The sequence below is a fragment of the Paraburkholderia sp. EG286A genome (genome assembly GCF_040965375.1).
In the GTDB taxonomy this organism is placed as follows: domain Bacteria; phylum Pseudomonadota; class Gammaproteobacteria; order Burkholderiales; family Burkholderiaceae; genus Paraburkholderia.
Genome location: NZ_JBFRCB010000001.1, coordinates 281655 through 303734 on the forward strand (window position 1 = coordinate 281655; position 22080 = coordinate 303734).

A 22080-nucleotide genomic window follows, 5' to 3' on the forward strand; every position below is an offset into this window, starting at 1 on the left:
TTCCAGGTTGCCGGGTTTTTTATTGCGTCGTGCGCGCCGCTCAATGCACCGAAGCGTCCTCGCTCTCGGCCTGGCGTTCGGCCTCGTTCGCCGCCGCCAGCGCCGTGGCGTCCGCGGTCGTCTGCACGGTCTGGCGATAGCGCTCGTAGGCTTCGTCGGCGTAGCGGATGCGTTCGCGGCCGTGCGGGGCCGGCACGCCGTCGGCGCCCAGGTTCACGAACACCATCTTCTCGATCGTCAGGATGCTCTTGCGCGTGATCTTGTTGCGCACTTCGGCCCGCAGCGTGATCGACGTCCGGCCGAAATCCGTGGCCGTGATGCCGAGTTCGATGATGTCGCCCTGACGCGCTGAGCTCACGAAGTTGATCTCCGACATGAACTTGGTCACCACGCGCTGGTTGTCGAGCTGGCAGATCGCGTAGATCGCCGCTTCTTCGTCGATCCAGCGCAGCAGGCTACCGCCGAACAGCGTGCCGTTCGGATTCAGGTCTTCAGGCTTGACCCACTTGCGAGTATGAAAATTCATGGCTGGTAACTCCCCGAAATGTGATTCGTCCCCAGCTCGCGAGTACGAACCTAGGGTTAACACTGAGATGTTACCAGAGATAGGGGTTTACCCTAGGTATTTCAATAACCCGTCTGGGTCATTTGGGGAAAAAGGCGCCGGTGGCCGTCAACACCTGCCGCGCGGCGCTCAGCGACTGGCGTGCCGCTTTCGCGTCCGCGGCCACGCGCAGCAGGCCGCCCAGCTGCGCCGGGTCGCGCGCCAGCTCGCGCAGGACCGGGAGCACCGCCGTCGTGCCGTCGTCGCGCAAGCCGGCCATGGCTGCTTTCGGCAGGCTGCGCCACGCCGGATCGACGATCGCGCGGCACACCGCGAACGGCACGCCATGCGCGGCGGCCGCGGCGGCGGCCAGATGCGATTCCATATCGACGGCGAGCGCTCCGCACACGCTGAACAGCGCCGCCTTGTCCGCCGCACCGGTGAGCGGCGCGGCAACGGCTGCCTCCACGCCGCGCCGGGTTTTCGCGGCGAGCGGCGAGGCCATCAGCGCGTCGGCCATGCGTGCGCTCCAGGCGGCATCGGTCGCGACACGCCCGAACGGTCCTTCGATCGCCTGCGCGATCACGAGGGTGCCCGGCTCGAGATCGGGCGCCAGACCGCCCGCCGTGCCGAAACTGACGATGCCCGCCGCGCCGTCCTGGAGCGCCGCCGCGAGCGCACTCTGCAGCAGATCGGCGCGCGCGGCGTAGACGGCGCGCACGCCGTCCTGGCCCTTGCCCGCGGCAATGCTCGCCTCGAAGGCCATACCCGTTACTGCGATCACGGGCAGGGCACGCGCCTTGACGCCAGCCGCCACGCTCACAGACCGACCGTGACGCGCGTCACGCCCGCGCGCTTGAGGTTGCGGTAGCGCGCCAGCGCCCACAGCGGGAAGAACTTGCGATAGCCGTGGTAGCGCAGATAGAACACGCGCGGGAAACCCGTGGCCGTGAAGCGCGTCTCGTCCCAGAGGCCGTGCTCCTGCTGCGTTGCCTGCAGATACTCGATGCCGCGTGCCACCGCCGGATGATCGACCGCGCCCGCGGCCATCAGACCGAGCAGCGCCCAGGCCGTTTGCGAAGCGGTGCTCGTGGCGCGCTCGTAGCCGCGGTATTCGAGCTTGTAGCTCGTGCCGTCTTCGCCCCAGCCGCCGTCTTCGTTCTGGATCTGCACGAGCCATTGCACCGCGCGCGTCATGTGCGGGTCGTCGTGGCCGAGACCGGCCGCGTTGAGCGCGCACAGCGCCGTCCACGTGCCGTAGATGTAGTTCATGCCCCAGCGGCCATACCAGCTGCCATCGGCTTCCTGCTCTTCGAGCAGATAGTTGTACGCGCGGCGTGCATGCTCGCTCATGGCCGGCATCTCGCCGAGCTGCGCGAGCATCGACAGGCAGCGGCCCGAGACGTCGGCGGTCGGCGGATCGAGCAGTGCGCCGTGGTCCGAGAACGGGATGTTGTTCAGGTAGTACTGCGTGTTCTCCGGCTCGAACGCGCCCCAGCCGCCGTTGCTGCTTTGCATGCCGACGACCCATTCGCGCGCGCGGGCGATCGGGGCGTCGTAGGCCTTCGTGTTGTCGAGCTTGTCCACGCGGTCCATCGCGGCCACGACCACGGCCGTGTCGTCGACGTCGGGGTAGTGCGGGTTCGCGTACTGGAACGCCCAGCCGCCCGGGCGCACCGCCTCGCGGCGCGAAATCCAGTCGCCGCGCACGTCGAGAATCTGCAGCGGACGCAGCCATTCGAGGCCGCGGCGCGCGGCATCCTCGGCGCGGGCGTCGCCGGTCTCCAGCAGGGCGTGCGCCGCCAGCGACGTGTCCCACACGGGCGACAGGCAGGGCTGGACGTACGCTTCCTCCGTGTGCACCGTCACCAGCTTTTCGAGCGACTGGCGCGCGATCGCGCGATGCGGATGATCGGCGGGATAGCCGAGCACGTCGTACATCATCACGGCGTTGGCCATGGCCGGGAAGATCGCACCGAGACCGTCCTCGCCGTTCAGGCGCTCGTCCACGAACGCCACCGCGGCGTCGATCGCGCGCTGGCGCAGATAGCTCGGAAAGAGCGGATCGGTCACGCGCAGCACGCCGTCCACGGCGCGGAAGAAACCGAACCAGCCCTTGCTCTGATGTGGGGAGCGGGCGTTCAGGCCCACGCTCACCGGCGCGCCGCGGAACAGCTCGTCGATGCGCACGCCGCGCGGGTTGCGCGCCACCGGGCGCTTCGCGCCCAGCACGAGCAGCGGCACGATCACCGTGCGCGCCCAGTACGACACCTTGGAAAGATGGAACGGGAACCACTGCGGCAGCAAGGTGATCTCGACGGGCATCATCGGGACTGCGTACCACGTCACCACGCCAAACAGCGCGAGCAGGATGCGCGTGAACACGTTGACCTGCTCCGCGCCGCCCGCCGCGAGAATCGCCTCGCGCGCGCGCACCATGTGCTCGGCATCGTCGGCGTCGCCGATCATCTTGAGTGCGAAGTAAGCCTTCACGCTCGCGCTCACGTCCATCGCGCCGTCGGTGAAGAGCGGCCAGCCGCCGTCCGGCAGCTGGATGCGGCGCAGGTAGCGCGCAATCTTCTGTTCGAGCTCGAGGTTCGCGGTTTCGCCCAGGTAATGCACGAGCAGCACGTATTCGGCCGGGATCGTGGCGTCCGCTTCGAGTTCGTAGACCCAATGGCCATCGGCGCGCTGGTCGGCGAGGATCGTGTCGGTCGCGCGCACGACGGCGGCGTCGAGCGTGGCGAGCGGTGCGGCCGTCACTTCGGCAAACGTGGGGGTGGGCATCGCCACGCCTGGCGTGGCGACGCCGAGCATGTCCTGGGATAAATCGTTCATCTACGTTCCAAATTTTCGGTCAGGAGCAGCTCGGCGGCCTTGCGGCCCGAGCGGATCGCTCCTTCGATCGTCGCGGGCAGACCGGTAGCCGTCCAGTCGCCTGCAAGCATCAGATTGTTCCAGCGCGTGCGCGTCGCGGGGCGGCGCCATTCCTCGTCGGGCACCGCGGCGAAGGTCGCGCGCGCGTCGGCGCACACGCGCCAGGCGGGCAGCGGCTCGAGCGGCAGCGAGGCCGCCTCGGCCACGTCGGACCACACGCGGCGCGCGATCTCCTCGGGATTGAGGTCGAGCACGCCCTGCGCGTCGTGGATCGTCGCCGAGAGGCGACCTTCGGCCGCGCACAGCCAGTGGGCCGTGCCGTTGACGAGCGCCATCGGCGTCACGAGGCCCGGCGGCGCCGGCACCGCGTAGTGCACCGTGACGATCGCATTGTGGCGCTGCGGCGCCTGCAGCGCAGGCACGAGCGCCGCGGCGGCCGCGCCGGGCACGGCCAGCACCACCGCCTCGTCGGGCGCGAGCGTGACGCGCCCGTCTGAAAAATCGAGTGCGGCGACGCGGCCCGCCGCGTCGTCGTACACGATCTCCCTGAGCGGCGAGTCGAGGCGAATCGCCGCGCCGCCGTGCTGAAGCATGCGCAAGGCCGGATCGACGAACGCGCTGGAAAGGCCCCCACGCGCCGCCAGCGGCCGGAACGACTCGCCGCCCGCCGCGAGCGACTCGCGCAGCATCGCGCCCGCCAGCTCCGCGCTGCCCACGCGCGGCTCGACATTGAGCGCCGTGAGAAAGAACGGGTGCAGCAGCCGGTCCCACAGCACGCCTTCGCAGCGCATGGTCTGCGCCATCGTGCGGCCCGGCTTGGCGAACAGCAGCGGCAGCAGCCCCAGATAGTCGGCGGCGCGCGTACCCGGCACGCGCGAGCGCGAGTCGCCGATCCAGAACGGCATGCGCGAACGCGAGAAGCGCACCGTCCAGCGCGAGCGCGCAGCGATATCCATGAACGCGAAGCCCGGCTCGGTGGGGCCGGAGAGCGCGTCGCCGGCGCCGATCGTGCGCACGTACTCGAGCGTGCGCGCATGTCCCGCCAGCACCAGATGATTGCCCGTATCGAGCGTCGCCGACAGCGTGCGGTCGTAGTACGAGCGGCAGCGTCCACCTGCCTGGCTGGCGGCCTCGTAGAGCGCCACCTGCACGCCACGCCGTTGAAGCCGTACGGCCGTCGCGAGGCCCGCAAGCCCAGCGCCGATGACGTGGACTAGCCGAGGCATCAGAACAGCGCGTAACGCGCGACGATCCACATGAGCCGTGCGCGCGGCTTGCTGACTTTCGTGCGCGGCAGGTCGAAGCCGCGATCCACGGTGCGCTCGAGCAGCACGCGGTAGACACCCGACATGATGCGCGGCGCTTTCACCTGCGCGCGCGGCACGGCGTCCATGATCGCGTCGGCCTGCGCGAAGTGCGCGCGGGCGCGCTGCACGAGCGTCTCGCACACACGCGGCAGCGACGGGTCGGCGGCGATCGTGTGCGGATTGCCGGCCGCGATGCCTTCGCGCGCGAGCAGCTCGCGCGGCAGATAGCAGCGGTTGATGTCCGCGTCTTCGTCGATGTCGCGCAGGATGTTGGTGAGCTGCAGCGCGCGCCCCAGATGGTGCGACAGCAAGCGGCCCGGCTCCTCCTGCATCCCGAAAATCCTCACCGACAGCCGGCCTGCGGCGCTCGCCACGCGGTCGCAGTACAGGTCGAGCGTGTCCTCGTCGGGGGCGCAGATGTCCTCGGCGGCGTCCATGGCCATGCCGTCGATCATCGCGTGAAAATCTTCGCGCTGCAGCCCGAACGTATGGATGTGGCGCGTGAGCGCCGCAAGCGAGGCGCGCGGCGTGCCGGCATAGCACGCGTCGATGTCGGCGCGCCATTGGTCGAGCCCCGCCGCGCGCTCGGCACGCGGCAGGTCGCTGTCCGCGATGTCGTCGACAGCGCGGCAGAAGGCGTAGACCTGATACATGGCGTCGCGCTGCGCGGGGGGCAGGATCCGCATCGCCAGATAAAACGAGCTGCCCGACGAAGCGGCGGCAGCGTCGGTTTGTTGTGTATCGTCCACGACGAGATTGGAAACAGCCAAGACGATCTCCGCTGGGGGCGCCCTCACCGGGCGTTCGACTCTATTCGGGCCCGCATTGCCGCGGGTCGCCCGCGCGCGCGGACACGCGCGAGGCACCCGACCCTTAAATTGCTCGCCAGGTGGCGCGCAAGGCCGGAAACGGGCAAAAGTATATCAACCTTTGGGGCGACCCGCGTAGGGCGGTCGGCGCATGGGGACCGCAGTGGAGGCGCGGCCGCGTAGCCCCGGAGCATGGGGCGAAGAGCCGGATTGAGGCGGGGGCCGTCGGCGCCCCGGCAGGGATCAGGCGAGCGCGACCGAGCGGTTGCGCCCCTGGCGCTTGGCCGTGTAGAGGGCGGCGTCCGCCTCGTTGATCATGCCTTCGTAGTCGGGCGCACCCGTGCGCGCCGTCGCGGCGCCGACACTGGCCGTCACGGGCACGATCACGCCCTGCACCTCGATCGGTTCGTCGCCGATCGTGCGGCGGATCTTCTCCGCGACGTAAAGCGCGTCGTCGAGCGGCGTGCACGGCAGGAGCAGCGCGAATTCCTCCCCGCCGAAGCGGCCGAACACGTCCTGCTTGCGCACCACGCCCGAGACGCGCTGCGCCATCGAGCGCAGCACCGTGTCGCCGGCCACGTGGCCGAATTCGTCGTTGATGCGCTTGAAGTGGTCGAGGTCGAACAGCAGCATCGACAGCTCGCCGCCATAGCGCTGCCAGCGCAGGAATTCGTCGGCGAGGCGCGTTTCGAAAAAGCGCCGGTTCGCGATGCCGGTGAGGCCGTCGCGGTCGGCGTATTCGCGCAGCTTCGCCACGGCGTCCTCGCGCTCGCGCTGCATGACGCTCACGTGCGTGACGTCCGAGATGGTCACGCACACGGCGATCACGTCGCGCCCGCGCATGAGCGGCATGAAGGTGCAGTCCTGCTGCATGTAGTCCACACCGCCCGTGATCGGCCGGTCATGGTCGAACTGGAACAGATACGGGCGCTGCTCCCACGAGCTGAACGCGAAGCTGCCTAGCTGGAACACGCTTTCCACCTTGCGCGTGAGCCACGCGCGCGGCAGGTCGGGGAAGCGTTCGAAGATCGAGCGGCCGATCACATCCTCGGCGGTCACGCCGCTGTGATCCTGCATGAAGCGGTTCCAGCTCAGCACGTTCATGTCGCGATCGACCACGAAGATGCCGAAGCCCACCCGTTCGACCACGAGGTCCGCTAGTGTTGGCAACCCGGCTGGCTCGTTCATAGGCTATGTAACAACGCGTCGATGGCCCGGCTCACGACATGGATCGACTCCTCGGCCATCAGCATGACGAGGTGGGCGCGAAAGCGCTGGTCTTCCAGCGCGAAATTGACTTCGACGAGCAGCGCGACGTCCCAGGCGAGCAGGCCCGGCTGGAACACCTCGTCGAGCATGATCGCCTCGCCGAGCAGGCCCGGCTGCGAAAACACCGGCATGCGCCCGAGCTGGTCGAGCATCGACGACACGCACGCGCCCGTGAGCGCGTTGGCGACGTCGAACATCAGTTCTTCCTCGGTGAGGGCATCGTCGCCGATCGTCGCATAAGGTCCGCCGACCAGGCTGCCAAGTTCGGCGATCTCGCCGCTGCGGCAGATCACCAGCGCCTCGCCCTTGATCTCCGAGCGAAAGCCCTGGCGCACGGCCGCAACCGGGCCGTCGATACCGGTCATCTCGCGCAGCGCCGCCGCGGCCTCGGAGACGGCGACCACGCGCACGCGCGGCACCGACAGCTCGATGAAGGCGTTGAGCAGCCCCGACAGTCGCGTCGCAGCCTGCCCCATGCCGAGATTGGCGATCTCCTGCAGCGCGTCGCGCTGGAGTTCCGTGAACACTCGATCAGGCATACAACCCGTACTCCTTCAGGATGGGCAGCAGCGCCTCCTGGGTTACCGGCTTTGCGACGAACGCCGCCGCGCCCAGCGCGTGCACGCGCTCGCGGGCACGAGGCTGGACGTCCGCGGAAACGACGATCACGAACGTATTCAGGTCTTCGTGCTGCAACGCTTCGAGGACCTGGAAGCCCGTCAGGTCGGGCATCGTGAGGTCGAGGAACATCACAGCCGCGCGACCGGCGCGGTAATGGGCGAGCGCTTCGTGTCCGTTCGACGCGTACGAAATCGCCACGTCCCAGTCCTCGGGCAGCGCCTTCGTGAGCACCTTGCGGGCTAACAGCGAGTCATCGGCGATCACGATGGGCAAGGACATGGATATGCTGAATGAGTGTGCGTTGGACGGAGTGCGTTTCGACGGATTAACGGCGGCGCGGGCAATTACTTTAGGGAGACTTCAAAGAAAATTGCGAACCGGGCCGAATAATTCGTAACGCATAAACGGGCTCGCGCGCGGGCGCGCCGACGCAAGGCGCATGGCCGCGCCGTTGCCCAATGGCTACCGGCAACCCGTGCGCCGGTCGTGAAGGCCCTCGTCTGCATGCCTGCAGCCACCCCGTTGCATGGCCATGCGCCGCAATGGCGAGCATGGCGTTCATGCGAATGCGTTATTTATCGTGTCCGGGATTCTCGAATCAAATTGAATCAAATGCAACTCGCCGTTAATCAATCAACGAACAAAATCGACTCATTCCGGCTAGTTTATGGAAATAAATGATCCATCCCCTAAATAAAGAACGTCGATTATCCCTTTGTGGTACGTTTGCGCTTTGCCGATTTTCGCGCATTCGGCATCCGGCGAGAGGAAAACCCCTGGGCGGCCAGCCTGCCGCACGATGCTTGCGGCGCGCCGGGGATGCGCTGGCGTCGGGGCATCATCGCGGTCGTTTATCATGTCGACTGCCCCGCCGCCTTTTCCCTGCTTTTCCGTACGATGATTGCTGACCGGCCCGAGCGGCCAGACGAACGCATACCCCAGCCGCCCCCTGCCGACGACGCGCCGTTTCCGGCCGCGCCGGGCCACGACTTCACGGTACGCCGGCGCACGCTGCTCGCGCTGCTCGTCGCGGCGATCGTGCTGCCGTGCCTCTACGTCGCCGCCATGGCGTACAACGACCTGCGCGCGCGCGAAGCCGACGCCACCGACACCACGCTGCGCACCGTGCGCGTGGCCGAAGAGCACGCGCTCAAGGTGTTCGACATGAACGAGGCGCTCGACGCGCGCGTCGTCGACCTCGTGCGCGACCTGAACGACGACGGCATCCGCGCCAGCGAGCCGCAGATCCACGAGAAACTCGATGCGATCGGCGGCGGTTATCCGCAGGTGGCGGCGGTGTCGATTTTCGGGACGGACGGCGCCCTGCTCGCGAGCAGCCGCTATTCGCCGCCGCCGCCCATGTCGATCGCCGCGCGCGACGACTTCACCGGCATCCGCGACGGCCACGTGCTCGACCACGTCTCGCGCGTGATGCAGGGCCAGGTGAGCGGCGAGACCGTGTTCAACATGGGCGTGGCGCGCCTCGACAACGCCGGCGGATTCGCGGGTCTCGTCTCGGTCGCCTTGCGCCCCGGCTATTTCAGCTCGTTCTACCGCGACCTGCTCGGCCCCGACTCGCCGATGTCGCTCGGCCTCGTGCGCAGCGACGGCACGATCCTCGCCTTCGACCCGCCGCCGCGCGTGGACGGCCCGGCGATCACGCCGCACTCGCCGCTGGGCGCCGCGCTCCAGCGCGGCACCGAGTCCGGCGTCGTGCGCATGCATTCCGCGCTGCTCGGCAGCAACGTGATCCTCGCGTTCCGGCGCGTGGGCGCGTACCCCGTCTACGTGACCTGCGCGTATCGCACGCCGGCGATCTGGGCGGCCTGGTACCGGCACCTGAGTGTGCTCATCATCTCGATGTTCACGCCGTCGATTGCCCTCTGGTGCGTGATCTGGCTGTCGCTGCGGCGCCTCGCCGCCGAAGAGGAGGCGTGGGAGCGCTGGCAGGCCGAGGCTTCGATGCGCCGCTCGATCGAATCCGCCTACCGGCAGTCGCGCAAGATGGAAGCGCTCGGCAACCTCGTGGGCAGCGTCGCGCACGACTTCAACAACCTGCTGATGATCGTCTCGGCCAACGTGCAGATCGCGCGGCGGCGCGGCGCGGCGGGCTTCGAGCGCGAACTCTCGGCGGTCGAGCGCGCGCTCAAGAGCGGCCAGTCGCTCACGCGCCAGCTGCTCGGCGTGGCGCGCAAGCAGCCGCTGCGCAACGAGACGATCCACGTCGGGCGCTGGCTGCCGGCGGCCCGCGAACTGCTGCGCGCGTCGCTCGGCGCGAAGGTGTCGCTCATCGTCGAAGTCGACGACGACGTGTGGTCCGTGCTCGTCGATGTGGCCGAATTCGAGCTCGCGCTGATCAATCTCGCCGTGAACGCGCGCGACGCGATGCCCAACGGCGGCCGCTTCACGGTGCGCGCGCGCAACATCAGCTTCCGGCCGGGCGAAGGCTTCCCGCTCGACGGCGACTTCGTGCACGTCACGCTCGAAGACACCGGCACGGGCATGCCGCCGGATGTGCTCGCGCGCGCGTTCGAGCCGCTCTATACGACCAAGTCGAAGGGCACGGGCACAGGCCTCGGGCTGCCGCAGGTGTTCGCGTTCTGCGAGCGCACAGGCGGACTCGCTGCGATCGACAGTGCGATCGGCGCGGGCACGACGGTGCATCTGTATCTGCCGCGCTCGCTCGCCGAGCCGCCCGCGCCGCGCCCGAGCGAGCCGCGCGAGGAGAGCGCCCAGGTGCAGCACGGGCTGAACGTGCTGCTCGTGGAGGACAACGACGAAGTCGCGGCCGGCACCGAGGCACTCCTGCAGATGATGGGCCACCGCGTGACCTGCGCGAGCGACGCGGCGAGTGCGCTGGAACGGGTCGAAGCGCCGCCTGCCGAGGGCGAGCCCACGCCGCGCTTCGACCTCGTGCTTTCCGACATCCACATGCCGGGGACGATGAACGGCATCGATCTGGCCGAGGCCCTGCAGGGGCTCGAGCCGGACCTGCCCGTGATCCTCGTGACCGGCTACGCGGAGGAGCTCGAGCGCACGCGCAATGCCGATGTGCGCGTGCTGTCGAAGCCGTTCGACATCGCGCTGCTGGAGAAGATGCTCGAGGCGATTCGCGAGGACCGCCAGGCGCGTGCGAAGCGCGAGCACGATGCGACGCTCCCGAGCCCTCGGGCATGACAGGCCGCGGGTGACGCGCCTCGCGGCACGAGGCTTGCGGCAGGCGGCACGACCCGCAGAATCAGGCGGTTAGACGTCGCGCGCAGCATGCGCCAGCCGATGCACGAGCCACGCACAATCGGCGCATGATGTAAGCAGGCGTCGCCATCTGGCGAAGGAGGCTGCCATGAAACAGACCGTGACCGGCGTTTTCCAAACCTACGACGAAGCACGCCACGCGCAGGACGCGCTGCTGCAACGCGGCTTCGCGGCGGGCGACATCGACCTGCCGGCGCGCACCGAGGGCGTGCTGGCCGGCATCGAGCGGCTCGTGGGAAGTTTCTTCTCGTCGACGGGCGATGCGCGTCGCACCACCGAGGCGCAGACGGGCATGACGCCGCCGCCGGGCGAAGCGGTGCGCATCGGCGTGCACGTGAGCGACGAGGCGCACGCCAATCTCGCGTACGAGACGCTGCGCGAAGAGCACGCGATGGAAGTCGCGCTACGCGGCACGCCGTGGGCATGGCCCGCGACGGACCGTCCGGTTGCGCGTGAGCACTCGGCGCTCGACGAACTGGGTCTCTCCGAATTCGCCGACGCCATGCGCCGCCGCGCCGCGCAGACCGAAGCGGCGCGCGAACAAGGCTCCGTTGCCCCGACCGTCGAACCCACTGTCGAACCGGTGCGGCCGACGAGCGAAGCCGAAGCGACCGTGCTCACCTCCGCCAGTGCACCAGGCGCCGGTGCGGTGATGGGCGCGCATCACGTGGACGTTCCTGGCGCGCCCGAAGCGACGCGACCCGCAGCAGGTGTCGCGCCGCAAATTCCGGACGAATTCCTCGAGTACGAGGAAGACACGCCCGAGCACCACAAGGATATGCCGGGGCAGCGCCGCACGTTGCACTGAAGCCCCTCGCGCCAATGCGGCGTGGGTCGCGATCAGGCGTCAGCGGCCGAGCTGGCGCTTGACCCAGGCCACGTAGGTGTCGACGAAGCCCTGCAGGAACTTGCGCGTATCCTCGCTGACGATCTCGCCTTTCTCGTTGATGCGGCTCGGGTCGTGCTTGATGAACATCTCGGGCTGACCGAGCAGCGCGACGTCGAGATAGGCGAGCACGTTGCGCAGATGCTGCTGCGAGAGCGCTGTGCCCGTTGCCCCCACCGACGTGCCGAGCACCGCGCCCGGCTTGCCGCGCCACGAATTCGTGCCCCACGGCCGCGAACCCCAGTCGAGTGCATTTTTCAACCCGCCCGGAATCGAGCGGTTGTATTCGGGCGTGACGAACAGCAGGGCGTCGACCGCTTCGATCTGCTGCTTGAAGCGGCGCGCCACCTCGGGATAGTCGGCGTCGTATTCCTGGCTGTAGAGCGGCAGCACGCCGATGTCGAGATACTCGAAAGTAAAATCGGCGGGGGCCAGCGAAGTCACCGCGTGTGCGAGTTGCCGGTTGAATGAATCCTTGCGCAGACTGCCGACCACAACTGCGATCTTGTAGGCCATTTCGGTTTCCTCGGAAGCGCGCGCGAAGCGCAGTGGAAGGAAACATCATCATAGACGCGTGCGCATTCCGGCGATGCGCACGCGCTCGCCCGGACCCGCCCGATATCAGTATCGGCGCGGCGCTGTGGATAACCAGGGGTAACGCGAATTTATCCACAGATTTTGGGCATAAGCTTGTGGACAACTTGCGTGGAGAGCCGATGAACAGGGGCCTCGCGTCGGATTCGTCTGCAGGTTAGCAAAGATGCAATTTCCATGCGTGCATGGCGAGGATGGTACCTCGTCCATGCACGCGGGCTCATGCGCTCGCAATTCGCTCGCGTTTGGCGCGTGAGCAACCCAACGCATGCATCCCGCCAAGGTCAACCGAACAGCGCCGCGATGTTTTCGGTCGGGCGTCCGATCACGGCGCGGCCATCGCGTACGACGATGGGTCGCTGCAGCAGAATCGGATGCCGCGCAATTGCTTCGTAGAGCTGATCATCGGTGACTCCGGGTGCATCGAGGCCGAGCTCCGTGTACTCGGTTTCACCGGTGCGGATCATGTCGAGCAACGGGCCGCCCAGCATTGCGTGCAGCGCTTTCAGTTGGTCGACGGTGAGCGGCTGCTTCAGGTATTCAACCACCTCGACTGGCTCGTTCGCCTTTGCGGTGGAGACCAACTCGCAAGCCGCGCGGGACTTGGAGCAGCGGGGGTTGTGGTAGATCGTGATCATGGCGTCGGAAGTGCGAGAGGGGAGTAGTGGGTGAGCCTCGGTGAGACCGGGGCGTCGCTGCGATTTTACCGGGGGGCGTGTTGGCACGCGTAGGGGCTTCAGTCGATGAGGTCGGACTCTTGTGCTCAAGGCTTGCTGCCAGGGGGTCTCGCGTGTGGGATTCGCGCTGAGGTTCTCCGGTCGCGCGCTTGTGCGAGACGGGAGTGCGACGAGGTGAGGCTGACTTTATGCGCATAAAGCGGTGAGGTCCGCGCATGGTCATCTTCCAGCGCGCCCGTTATTCGACCGATCGACACCACGCACCGAGGGCATCGCTGAAGCGTATGTCAGTACTGCAGGCGACCGCTACGCGGCATCCCCATCCTCCGCCCGAGCTTTATGCGCATAAACCTTGTCCGAATGGCTAATTCAGCCACGAATTACGCCAAAAATCATTGAACTGAAAAACATTCCAGGTAAAATCCCAACCTAATAGCAAAAAGGAGAATACCAATTGGCAGCAGAGATAATCGCAGTCACGCAGCAAAAGGGCGGGGTCGGCAAGAGCACGATCGCGATGCATCTCGGCGCGGCCTTTCACGAGAAGGGGAAACGGGTTCTCGTCGTCGATGCCGACGGCCAAAACACGCTGGTCCATTGGGCCAGTGCGTCAGCCGATGGTGATACCGGCATCCCGTTTCCGGTCGTCAATCTTTCGGAAGCCGGTGGCCAGATCCACCGGGAGATCAAGAAGTTCGTCAACGACTACGACGTGATCGTCGTGGACTGCCCGCCGTCGATCACGGAAAAGGTCTCCGGTGTGGTGTTGCTCGCTGCGACCGTCGCCGTCATCCCGACTTCGTCTTCTCCGGCTGACTACTGGTCGAGTGTCGGTCTCGTGAAGCTCATCCAGCAGGCCCAGGTCATGAATGAAGATCTGCGCGCGGTATTCCTGCTGAACAAGACCGAAGAGAAGCGCATGCTCACCCGCGAACTGAAGCGCGCCCTCGAAGAGCTTGGTTTCCCTCTGCTCAGAACGCAGATTCCCACACGAGAGGCGTACAAGCAGGCGATGGCCTTGGGCCAGACGGTTCTGCAAATGAACGACCGCGGCGCTCGCCTCGCCGCAGTGGAAGTGCGCGCATGTGCCGACGAGATCGCGGCGATGCTCCCCTGACTTTATGCGCATAAAGGACCCTGAATGAAACCCTCCCAATTCGCCAAAGGCTTTCAGGCTCGCCCTGATACGACGAGCAGCGAGAAGCGCACTGCGCTCGACCGCCTCAACGCCATCGACGGGCTCGTCCAGGACAAGCCAAAAACGCGCGAAGTTGCTGGGCGCTCGAGTCAGCCTGCGCTTGTGACCGGCCTTGAACCTGCCGTCGAGCCGATTCTCGACGACGCAGTCGGCCTCGAAAACGAGTCGGTCGAATACCGCGCCTGGCGCATCGCGCAAGGCTACCGTCCGGGGCAGATCATCGAGTTGCCCCTCAAGGACATCAAGCCGAGCCCCTTCAACCCGCGTCACTTTTATCTGAAGGCCTCGATCGCCGAACTCGCTGTCAATCTCGCGAAACAAGGTCAGCAGCAGGCGATCCATGTGATCCCCGACTACGCGGCGCCGGGTAGCTACTACGTGAGCGATGGCGGCCGTCGCGTGCGGGCCCTGAAAGAAGCGAACAAGGAAGTCGTCAAGGCCATCGTCGTCGACCTGCCGATCGGCATCCAGAGCTACAAACTCGGTTACGACCTGAACGTCCAGCGCGACTCGCAAACCGTTTTCGATAACGCGGTGGTGTGGAAGCGATTCATCGACGAAAAGCATTTTCAGAGTCAACGCGAACTTGCCGACCACCTCGGCCTCGACGAATCGACGGTGGCGGTCGCGCTCGCGATCGGCAAGTTGCCGGAACCGGTCATGCAGGAAATGGTGGCACGTACGGACCGCTTCGGCTCGAACATGGCCTATCAGGTCGGGCGCTATCACGGCGCGCGCGGCACCGACGCCACGCTGCGTCTCATCAACCGCATCGTGGCCGACGACCTCAGCACGCGTCAGGTGGCGGATATCGTGAAAGGCCGGGCGAGCGCGCAGGAAAGTCCGAAGCCGGCTGGGCGGCAACGCTACGCACAACGGCTGGAGATCAAACTGGATGGTGTCGCCGTCGGCGACCTGAAGTCATATGGCGACGACCGGCTCGAGTTGCGCCTGAAGGGACTCACCAAAGATCGACGCGACGCGATTCTTCAGCAGATCGAGCAGATCCTGAAGACGAAGTAGGGTTGGAAAATGTGTCGACGGCTGCCATGCTTTGGGCGGACCGTCGACGATGGAAGCAGGATCGTTTCACGCCTCCCAATCGGCCGAACGGCCCCCACCATCACCGCCCCGCCTTGCACGGGCCGGCCACTCCTGACGCTCAGGCAGCGCGCGTCTGGCTCAACGTGAACGCGAGCAGATCGCCGTCGGTCGGTTCGCCCCAGGTCTTGCGCGCGAGCCAGTCGAAGAACGCTGTATCGGCTAGTTTCGATTCGAGCCCACGACGACGCCAGTCGTCGCGCAAATGCGTGCCCAGTCCCGGCAGTTCATCCGTCTCAAACGACTGACGCGCCAGTTCGCGCTCCATGTCGCCCTGCTCCTCGTAGAGCGAGCGCGCTTCCTTGCGCCGATACGCCGCGTATTCATCGAGCAGGCGCGCCTTCGGATCGTCGGCCGTCACCGCTGCCGCCGCGCTGCGGCCCACGGCCGGTGTCGCGCCAGCCGCCGTCTCGACCGGCGGCGCATAGCCCTTCTTCAACGCGTCCTTGAACAGCGCCGCGGCGCTGCGCACCGGCGGCAGGCTCGTACTGCGCATGCGCTGTTCGGTCAGCTGCAACGCGGCGCGAATGCGGTTTTCCTCGCTGTCGGCGTAAAGCGACTGCGCTTCCTTGAGCGGGATCCCGATCTTGACCATGCGGTCGACGAGCGTGCTGTCGAACACATTCGGATGCTCGTCGAGCGCAAGCATCGGCTGTTTGCGCTCGGTTACGCGAAACTGGATTTCGGCGACCCGGCGCCCTTCGCGGTGCTCGATCAACTCGACGAAGATATTCGTCACCGCGTTCACTTCGGCAATCGCGGGCCGCAGATAATCGCGCTTGAAATACTTGTACTCGCGTTTGGCTTCGTCGCCCGCTTCGGTGTCCGGGGTGCCGGACAGGATCGGGCGCCACCACTCCCAGGTCTCGCGCATCGTCAGATGGCTGGGGTTGGTCAGATAGCGCACGCAGATCTCGTAGAGCGCCAGCCCCGCGCTGCTGCGCAACTGACTCTGGAATTGCAGGCTCAGGCGGGCGTACTGGACCGGATCCAGCAGTTTCTTCTTGATCTTCGGCGCGAACGAGAACTCCACCCAGACGCGACGGGTTTGCGGATCCTCGAGAATTTCCGCGTCCGCAATCAGCGTGGAGATCCCCCACTTGCGACCGGGCTTCTGGCTCGACGTGCCCTGGCTCCATTCGACCTGCACCGACACCATGCGACGCAGGTGCTCCTTCACGAGCGCCGTATCGTTCGAATCGAACGCCGAGTTGGCGACGATGTCGGACAGCAGCGCACGGTAGGTATCGCCAGACTCGTCGGCCTGCTGGGCGACGGCCAGCAGGACGTTGAACAGCTTGCGGGTCAGCAGGGTGATCTTGCCGCTCTTCGGCTGGATCGCGATCGCCTCGACGGCCTTGCGCAATTCCGCCGAGCTGGGGCTTACCACATCGGTCTTTTTCACGCGCTTCGTGGCCATGCGTCGGGTCGAGGAGAGAATTTCGCGAAAGGATACCGTCTGTGGTGATAGGCGTCTATAGGGCCTCCCTCACCATTGCCGGTGATGCGCATCTCGCGCGCGCCGCTCACCGCGACACCTTCCCGTATCGCCTCACCTTTGGCTAGACGCCCATCCGGCGGGGCGCTTTGCGTCATGCACGATCCGGCTGGGTTCCGCATTTCTGCCGGTGTGCCAGGGGGCGCCATCGGCTCCCGCATTCGCTCACCTTAAATATTTTCGCGCGGACGGTGAAAAAAGTCCGTCGATGGTCCCGAAATCCTGGCGACCGGCCAGTTGCCAACCCAAACATACGCAACGAGGCGATCGCACTGCAACAAAACATGGTGTGTCACCGGCACAAAGCGATCGGAAAGCCTCAATTGTGGCGGCAAAAGTGGCCCGACACGGCGATCGAGGCACCCGATCATCGGCGCGGCGCCCAAAAGTGCCCGAAGCATCCCGAAAAGCCTCACCTGTCGTCGCGCGGACCAACGACATCGAACCGCTCCCGAAGGCCGTCGCTGCGGCTGCCATGCCGTAACCGCTCCTGAAAACTCTCACCTTTGGCGTCCAGGTACGGTTCCGCTGCACCGTCGTGGCGTCTCCCGGAGATCCTCACCATTCATCGCACCGAAAAGAAAAATTCAATGGATTCCGTGACTTATCCACATGCGCGGCAGGCGGGGGATGGCGATATCGGCTCCCGCATTCCCTCACCGCAGATCGCGACGCAAAATTCGGCCACGTGCGAGTTTGCCGGGAAAACCCTCCTGAAAAATCTCACCCATGCTGGATTCCAACCGGGAGCGACACCATCCGCGAACCCGTAATCTCGGCGTTTGCAGCGCAGTGAACACCAACTTTCTCCCGAATCGGCTCACCTTCGGCAGGAAATGTGCCAAAAAGCGCCCCCGAAAAGTCTCACCTTATCCCTCCAGGCGCCAACGGACGCCTCTGGTTTCGCGGCACTGCGGCAATCTCCCGAAAATCCTCACCTTTTGTCGCAAAAAGTCTTCGCGAACGTCCTGCGGGCAGCTGGCAGATCCGCGCGGCTCGCGTGCAAGCCCCCGAAAAAGCTCACCTCTGGGCCCCGAAAGCGCCCATTTCGCCCGATTTCGGGCGTCGGCTCCCGAAAAACTTCACCTTCGATCCGCATTTTTTCCCGATCCTTCTCACCCCACGCGTTTTAGCCCCTCGATTTAGCCGAAAAATGGCGCCAATCGCCGCTCCCGAATCCGCTCACCGTTGCATTTCCCGTAACATCCAGGCCAGGCCCGGCCACGCGTGATCTGCCCGGCCGCGTCTTCCCGTATCGCCTCACCCTTGCCGGGAAGTCAAGAATCCCCCCGCTCCTGAACCCGCTCACGTCCTCTCCTGCAGTGGCTCACCGGCGTTCCCGAAGCCCGCCACCCATCTGTCCCGCAGGTGCTCACCCAGGGTCCCGTAAAGCTTCACCTGATCGGCCGGAAAGTCCCGCCAGGTAAGGATTTGCCGTGGCGTTAACGTTTTTAACCGGTATCAAGGGTGTTTACTTTTATATCTCTCAAGCAAGAATCCCCCCGCGAGCTACCCGAGATATCCACAGCCCAAACCAGACACCGCGCCAGATCCTCGAGGCCGCTCGCGTGAAACAACGGATCGCAGTAGAATCGAGCGAGAAATTCGCGCGTTTACAAGGGCTTATGAAACAAAGTTCGATTTGTTTCACGGAAGCCCCACGCTAATTGCCTCTCGCGACGAGATAAAAGGCCCCATGAGCGCCGTTTCGCCACTCCCGGCAATCTCCAGATTCAAAAACGTAGCAAATAGAACGTAATTTGTTATTATTCGTCCACTCCCCTGCCGAGAAGACGAAGATGCGAGACCAGGACCGCCAAGCAATCCGCGAAGAAATCGAGGATTTGCGCAAAAACGGAGCACGCAGGCAGGAACTGTCCTTACACGCCTGCAAACGCTTGTTCTTCGATTTCGAGATCAAGCCATCGATGGCTGCCGTCCGTGAGCTGACCCAAACCGGAAGCGCCAGCGACATCCCCAAGGACATCGAGCTTTTCTGGCAGCGCATTCGCGCGACTTCCAAAGTGCGTGTCGGCGCCGGGGCCATTCCGCCCGCGCTGGAAGAGCGCGCCGGCGAGTTGCTGGGCGCGCTTTTCGAGGAAGCGCTCGCGCTAGCGGGCGAAGCCCTGCAGGCGGACCGCACGGAATTCGAAGCCGGCCGCCTCGATGCCGAGCAGGCGACCCGGGAGGCCGAAGCCCGTCGTTCAGCCGCCGATGAGATGCTGCAACGCAGCGAAGCGCGTGTGGAAGCCGCCTATGAGCGGGTGCGCGAACTCGAAAGCCAGCTCGCCGCGGCATCCGCCCAGGGCGTCGCGGCACATGGCAACCGCGAAGTGCTGGTACAGCGTCTGGAAATGGAAAACGACGCCCTGCGCAAACGGGTCGAGGCGGAGCAGACCACCAACGCGGGGTTGCGCGATCGCATCGACGGCTTGCACGAGGAAATGCGCAAGAGCACCGAGCATTACGCGCAGCAGATCAAGGACGCGCTCGCCGAGGCCGAACGGCGCGTCAAGCCGATGCTGGTCGAACTGGATTCGTTGCGTACGATGTCGTCGACCTGGCAGGCGGCCCAGCGCGATGCCAGCAAGAAGGAATTCGATTTCATCCAGCAGCTGGCGACGGCGAAGGCCCGCGCCGACCGGCTCGACGCCGTGCTGCGCGAACGCTCCGACGAAGTGGACGTGCTCACCCGCCAGGTCACGGCATTGCGCGGACAGCAGGGACTCGACACCTCGGTCGCGTCCTTGCTGTGTTCACTCGCCGCCGCGGGTCGACTAGGCGCAACCGAACTGGCGAACCTCGGCACCGTGGTCGATGGTCACGTCGCCTTGCCCGCGCGTTGTCCTAACTGTCACGAAGGGGAACCGGAGTTGTCCGAAGTGGACGAGGGTTTCGAATTCACGTGCCCGGAGTGCGAGCACACCTCGGGAACGGGGGCGTCGAAGCTTGCGGCGTACGCGCGCTTCATGGCCGGCAAGCATTCGCACGAACAGGCTTGACGTGAGCTTTTACGGGAGGCGGCACGCGCCTCTCAAACGCCCAATCGCCGGCCGACGCGGCGTTTCACGCCTCGTCCGCTTGCTCAGAGATGTGCTGGGACGCCTCGCGTTCCGCCCACGTTTTCCATGCGCGATGGAGCCGGCCCGCGGAGATCGGCTGCAGGAAGCCGAGCCACTGCCCTACCTGATCGGTATCGATGCCGCGCTCGAACAGGTCCGCCGCGAACGTGTTGCGCAAGGTCTGTGGGCTCGCGCGGTCGGCGCGCGTTTCCGCCACGCCGGCCGCTTCCATCAAAGCGTCGATGGCGCGCAGCACCGTGGCCTTGTGCATGGGGCGCCCCGAGGGCGAGCCCGGAAACACCAGCTGTCCCGGCAGTCCAGCCAGGCGGCGTGCTTCGAGCCAGGCGCCGAGCACGTCGACGGCAAACGGCGTCAGTCGCGTGACGCGCGTGAATGCCGGGTTGGCGGCTTCGATCGTGACCCACTCCGAGCCGATCGCCACGCAATCGAGCGTGAGCGCGATGGCGTCTCCCGTTTTCAATCCGCCGCCCAGAAAGATGGCGACGAGCGCCCGGTCGCGGCGTTCGCGCCATCGTTTCGCAGCCGATGGCTCGACGAGCGGCGAGAACAACTGGCCGATGATCGCGGCGCGCTCGGCGGTCGCCAGGAAGCCGGTCGGCTCGTTTTCGCGCGCGTTGCGCCATGCGGCTTCGCCGTCCTGGGCGATGAAGCGCGCCGGATTCGTCGAGGCAAGTTCGATTTCGCGCACGTGATCGAGCACGCGCTCGATGAGCCGCAGGTAGCGAAGCCGTTGCGGTTTTTTCACGTCGAGGCTGGCGACGAATTCGGCGATCGTGCCGGTATCCACGGTCATGATCGTCTTGCGCTTGAGCGCGAGCCATTCGAGAAAGCGTCCCCATTGCACGCGATAGACCTCGGCGGAGGAACGGCGCAAGTTCTGTGAGGCGAGCCAGGCGTCGAACGCGGCGACAGGGTCGCGCTGCCAGTCCTGGCGTTGCTGGTCGAAGAGGTCGCGTGAGGAAGTGGAAGACGCCATCTCTATCATTCCGTTAGTTGCGTTACAGGGCCATTATAGCGATAGCACGATCCTGGCTGACGCTATTGTTCCGTGCGATGCCTCGCCGCCTTGCGATCAGCCACCCCAGGCCCTCGCACGCCGTACAGCGTCGTGGCGTCTTGCCTGCCGGCGCGATTCTTCCGCGCCTTGGGCGGCGCGTTCGTAGGCCGACACCGCGAACGCAAATACGGCCGGCAGCGCGTTGGATTGTCCGAAGTCGACGGTCTCGTCCGTTTCCGGCCAGGCGAGGTCGCCCGGCCGCTGAAAGAGGCCCAGCATGAGGGCGTCGTGGCGGCTGGCGAAGCCGAGATCCGCGAGGGCTTCGGCCTCGATTGCATGCAGCAGGCGCCAGGTGAGCGGCACCTGCCGCGCGATATAGCGCTGCGCGATGTTGCGGACGATGTGTTCGAGGTCGCGCGCGGCGGCCTGAAAGCGCAAGGCCGCTAGGGCGGGCTCGCGCGGCAGTTCGGTTGGGAGGGACATCGACGGCTCCAGTCGGACTTTCACTGTATAAATATACAGTAGTCGAGCCGATCGCGCAGCCTCGTCCGTTCGGCCAAGGCTCGCGGTGAGGCGGTCCGTTAGCCGTGGATCACCACCAGCAGCGCGCGCGCCTCGCCCTTGCCGGCGTTGCGGATCGCATGCGCCTGATCGGCGATGTAGCGCGCCGTGTCAGCGGCCTTCAGGCGCTGCGTCGCGCCGGCCGCCTCGACCTCGATGCTCCCCTGCAGCACCGTGAGATGCTCGCGCGTACCCGGTTCGTGCGCCGCCGAAACCAGCGCCCCGCCCGGCTTGAGCGTCAGCTCATACCATTCGAAGTGGCCGGCCAGCTCGATGGGCCCCCACACGCGCAACTGGTAACCCGCGTCGTGGCCGTGCAGCGTCGGGATGTCGTGCGGACCGGCCACGGCGATCGCTTCGGGCGCCTTCGGGGCGGCGAACAGCGAATCGAGTTTGACGCCCAGCGCGTTCGTGAGCCGCCAGGCCACGGCAATGGTCGGGTTCGCCTTGTCGCGCTCGATTTCCGATAGCATGGATTTTGAGACGCCCGCGGCGCGCGAGAGGTCGTCGAGCGTCATCTTGCGCTCGGTGCGCAGCCGCTGGATCTGTTCGCCCACGCGCGGCGGCGTGGTGGCAGGTACGGCGGATGCAGGTGGTACGTTGGTTGCAGCCGATGCAGCCGACGCCGGTGCGTCAGGAACAGCGCCCGCCGGGGCGGTGCGCGATTTGCGGGTGCTTGCCATTCACGGCCTCATCGATTAGAGTGCGTTCGACATATCGAACTTGGGTTCGAAATAAAGGAAATTTTCGCCAGCGGCTGACGGCGACTATAGCAAACCGCGGGCAAACCGCAGGCAACCCGC

At 65.9% G+C, this 22080-nt stretch carries 19 protein-coding genes; 5 read left to right on the forward strand and 14 right to left on the reverse strand.

Annotation, left to right across the window (positions count from 1 at the left end):
- Nucleotides 1-40 precede the first annotated feature (40 nt).
- From AB4Y35_RS01335 to AB4Y35_RS01370, 8 genes are all read right to left on the reverse strand, one after another.
- The gene (locus tag AB4Y35_RS01335; RefSeq protein WP_069261559.1) at nucleotides 41-526 is read right to left on the reverse strand and encodes an acyl-CoA thioesterase; all 486 of its coding nucleotides are present in this window, start codon (nucleotides 524-526) and stop codon (nucleotides 41-43) included.
- 118 nt (nucleotides 527-644) lie between these two features.
- On the reverse strand, nucleotides 645-1310 hold the full coding sequence (locus AB4Y35_RS01340) for a phosphorylase (protein WP_368703818.1): 666 nt from the start codon (nucleotides 1308-1310) through the stop codon (nucleotides 645-647).
- A gap of 53 nt (nucleotides 1311-1363) precedes the next feature.
- Nucleotides 1364-3331 carry a squalene--hopene cyclase gene (shc, locus tag AB4Y35_RS01345; RefSeq protein ID WP_368703819.1) on the reverse strand — a complete coding sequence of 656 codons (1968 nt, stop codon included), beginning with the start codon at nucleotides 3329-3331 and terminating at the stop codon, nucleotides 1364-1366.
- Nucleotides 3332-3378: 47 nt separating this feature from the next.
- Nucleotides 3379-4647, reverse strand: coding sequence for a hydroxysqualene dehydroxylase HpnE (hpnE, locus tag AB4Y35_RS01350; RefSeq protein WP_368703045.1), 1269 nt, complete (start codon nucleotides 4645-4647; stop codon nucleotides 3379-3381).
- The gene (gene hpnD, locus AB4Y35_RS01355; protein WP_368703046.1) at nucleotides 4647-5498 is read right to left on the reverse strand and encodes a presqualene diphosphate synthase HpnD; all 852 of its coding nucleotides are present in this window, start codon (nucleotides 5496-5498) and stop codon (nucleotides 4647-4649) included. Before hpnD ends, hpnE begins: the two co-directional genes overlap by 1 nt.
- Nucleotides 5499-5780: 282 nt before the next feature.
- Nucleotides 5781-6725 carry a diguanylate cyclase gene (locus tag AB4Y35_RS01360; RefSeq protein WP_324160122.1) on the reverse strand — a complete coding sequence of 315 codons (945 nt, stop codon included), beginning with the start codon at nucleotides 6723-6725 and terminating at the stop codon, nucleotides 5781-5783.
- The gene (locus AB4Y35_RS01365; RefSeq protein ID WP_110383369.1) at nucleotides 6722-7345 is read right to left on the reverse strand and encodes a chemotaxis protein CheC; all 624 of its coding nucleotides are present in this window, start codon (nucleotides 7343-7345) and stop codon (nucleotides 6722-6724) included. The genes AB4Y35_RS01360 and AB4Y35_RS01365 overlap by 4 nt, the downstream gene beginning before the upstream one ends.
- Nucleotides 7338-7706 carry a response regulator gene (locus AB4Y35_RS01370; protein WP_321925897.1) on the reverse strand — a complete coding sequence of 123 codons (369 nt, stop codon included), beginning with the start codon at nucleotides 7704-7706 and terminating at the stop codon, nucleotides 7338-7340. Before AB4Y35_RS01370 ends, AB4Y35_RS01365 begins: the two co-directional genes overlap by 8 nt.
- A 618-nt stretch (nucleotides 7707-8324) precedes the next feature.
- Between AB4Y35_RS01370 and AB4Y35_RS01375 the strand changes: the two genes are divergently transcribed.
- Both AB4Y35_RS01375 and AB4Y35_RS01380 read left to right on the forward strand, forming a co-directional pair.
- The gene (locus AB4Y35_RS01375) at nucleotides 8325-10604 is read left to right on the forward strand and encodes an ATP-binding protein (RefSeq protein ID WP_368703820.1); all 2280 of its coding nucleotides are present in this window, start codon (nucleotides 8325-8327) and stop codon (nucleotides 10602-10604) included.
- A 166-nt stretch (nucleotides 10605-10770) separates the two neighbouring features.
- Entirely contained in the window at nucleotides 10771-11490 is a 720-nt protein-coding gene (locus tag AB4Y35_RS01380) for a hypothetical protein (protein ID WP_368703047.1), read from the forward strand.
- A gap of 39 nt (nucleotides 11491-11529) precedes the next feature.
- Here AB4Y35_RS01380 and AB4Y35_RS01385 read toward each other — a convergent pair whose 3' ends face one another.
- Together AB4Y35_RS01385 and arsC are read right to left on the reverse strand one after the other, a co-directional pair.
- Nucleotides 11530-12084 carry an NADPH-dependent FMN reductase gene (locus AB4Y35_RS01385; RefSeq protein ID WP_368688690.1) on the reverse strand — a complete coding sequence of 185 codons (555 nt, stop codon included), beginning with the start codon at nucleotides 12082-12084 and terminating at the stop codon, nucleotides 11530-11532.
- A gap of 362 nt (nucleotides 12085-12446) precedes the next feature.
- A complete protein-coding gene (arsC, locus tag AB4Y35_RS01390) occupies nucleotides 12447-12800 on the reverse strand; it encodes an arsenate reductase (glutaredoxin) (protein ID WP_368703048.1) in 354 nt (117 codons plus the stop codon).
- 493 nt (nucleotides 12801-13293) lie between these two features.
- Between arsC and parA the strand changes: the two genes are divergently transcribed.
- Both parA and AB4Y35_RS01400 read left to right on the forward strand, forming a co-directional pair.
- The gene (parA, locus tag AB4Y35_RS01395) at nucleotides 13294-13956 is read left to right on the forward strand and encodes a ParA family partition ATPase (RefSeq protein WP_042271984.1); all 663 of its coding nucleotides are present in this window, start codon (nucleotides 13294-13296) and stop codon (nucleotides 13954-13956) included.
- Between the two features lie 24 nt (nucleotides 13957-13980).
- Entirely contained in the window at nucleotides 13981-15060 is a 1080-nt protein-coding gene (locus tag AB4Y35_RS01400) for a ParB/RepB/Spo0J family partition protein (protein ID WP_368688692.1), read from the forward strand.
- A gap of 139 nt (nucleotides 15061-15199) precedes the next feature.
- On the opposite strand, the gene AB4Y35_RS01405 is transcribed toward AB4Y35_RS01400, so the two are convergent.
- Complete coding sequence (locus tag AB4Y35_RS01405) at nucleotides 15200-16558, reverse strand: replication initiation protein (protein WP_368688693.1); 1359 nt, start codon at nucleotides 16556-16558, stop codon at nucleotides 15200-15202.
- Between the two features lie 1877 nt (nucleotides 16559-18435).
- On the opposite strand from AB4Y35_RS01405, the gene AB4Y35_RS01410 reads away from it, so the two are divergent.
- The gene (locus tag AB4Y35_RS01410; protein ID WP_368703049.1) at nucleotides 18436-19638 is read left to right on the forward strand and encodes a DNA-binding protein; all 1203 of its coding nucleotides are present in this window, start codon (nucleotides 18436-18438) and stop codon (nucleotides 19636-19638) included.
- 64 nt (nucleotides 19639-19702) lie between these two features.
- Here AB4Y35_RS01410 and AB4Y35_RS01415 read toward each other — a convergent pair whose 3' ends face one another.
- The 3 genes from AB4Y35_RS01415 to AB4Y35_RS01425 form a co-directional block, all read right to left on the reverse strand.
- A complete protein-coding gene (locus tag AB4Y35_RS01415) occupies nucleotides 19703-20695 on the reverse strand; it encodes a tyrosine-type recombinase/integrase (RefSeq protein ID WP_368703050.1) in 993 nt (330 codons plus the stop codon).
- A gap of 96 nt (nucleotides 20696-20791) precedes the next feature.
- Complete coding sequence (locus AB4Y35_RS01420) at nucleotides 20792-21199, reverse strand: DUF2471 family protein (protein WP_324160132.1); 408 nt, start codon at nucleotides 21197-21199, stop codon at nucleotides 20792-20794.
- 98 nt (nucleotides 21200-21297) lie between these two features.
- A complete protein-coding gene (locus tag AB4Y35_RS01425; protein ID WP_368703051.1) occupies nucleotides 21298-21960 on the reverse strand; it encodes a helix-turn-helix domain-containing protein in 663 nt (220 codons plus the stop codon).
- Nucleotides 21961-22080: the final 120 nt, after the last annotated feature.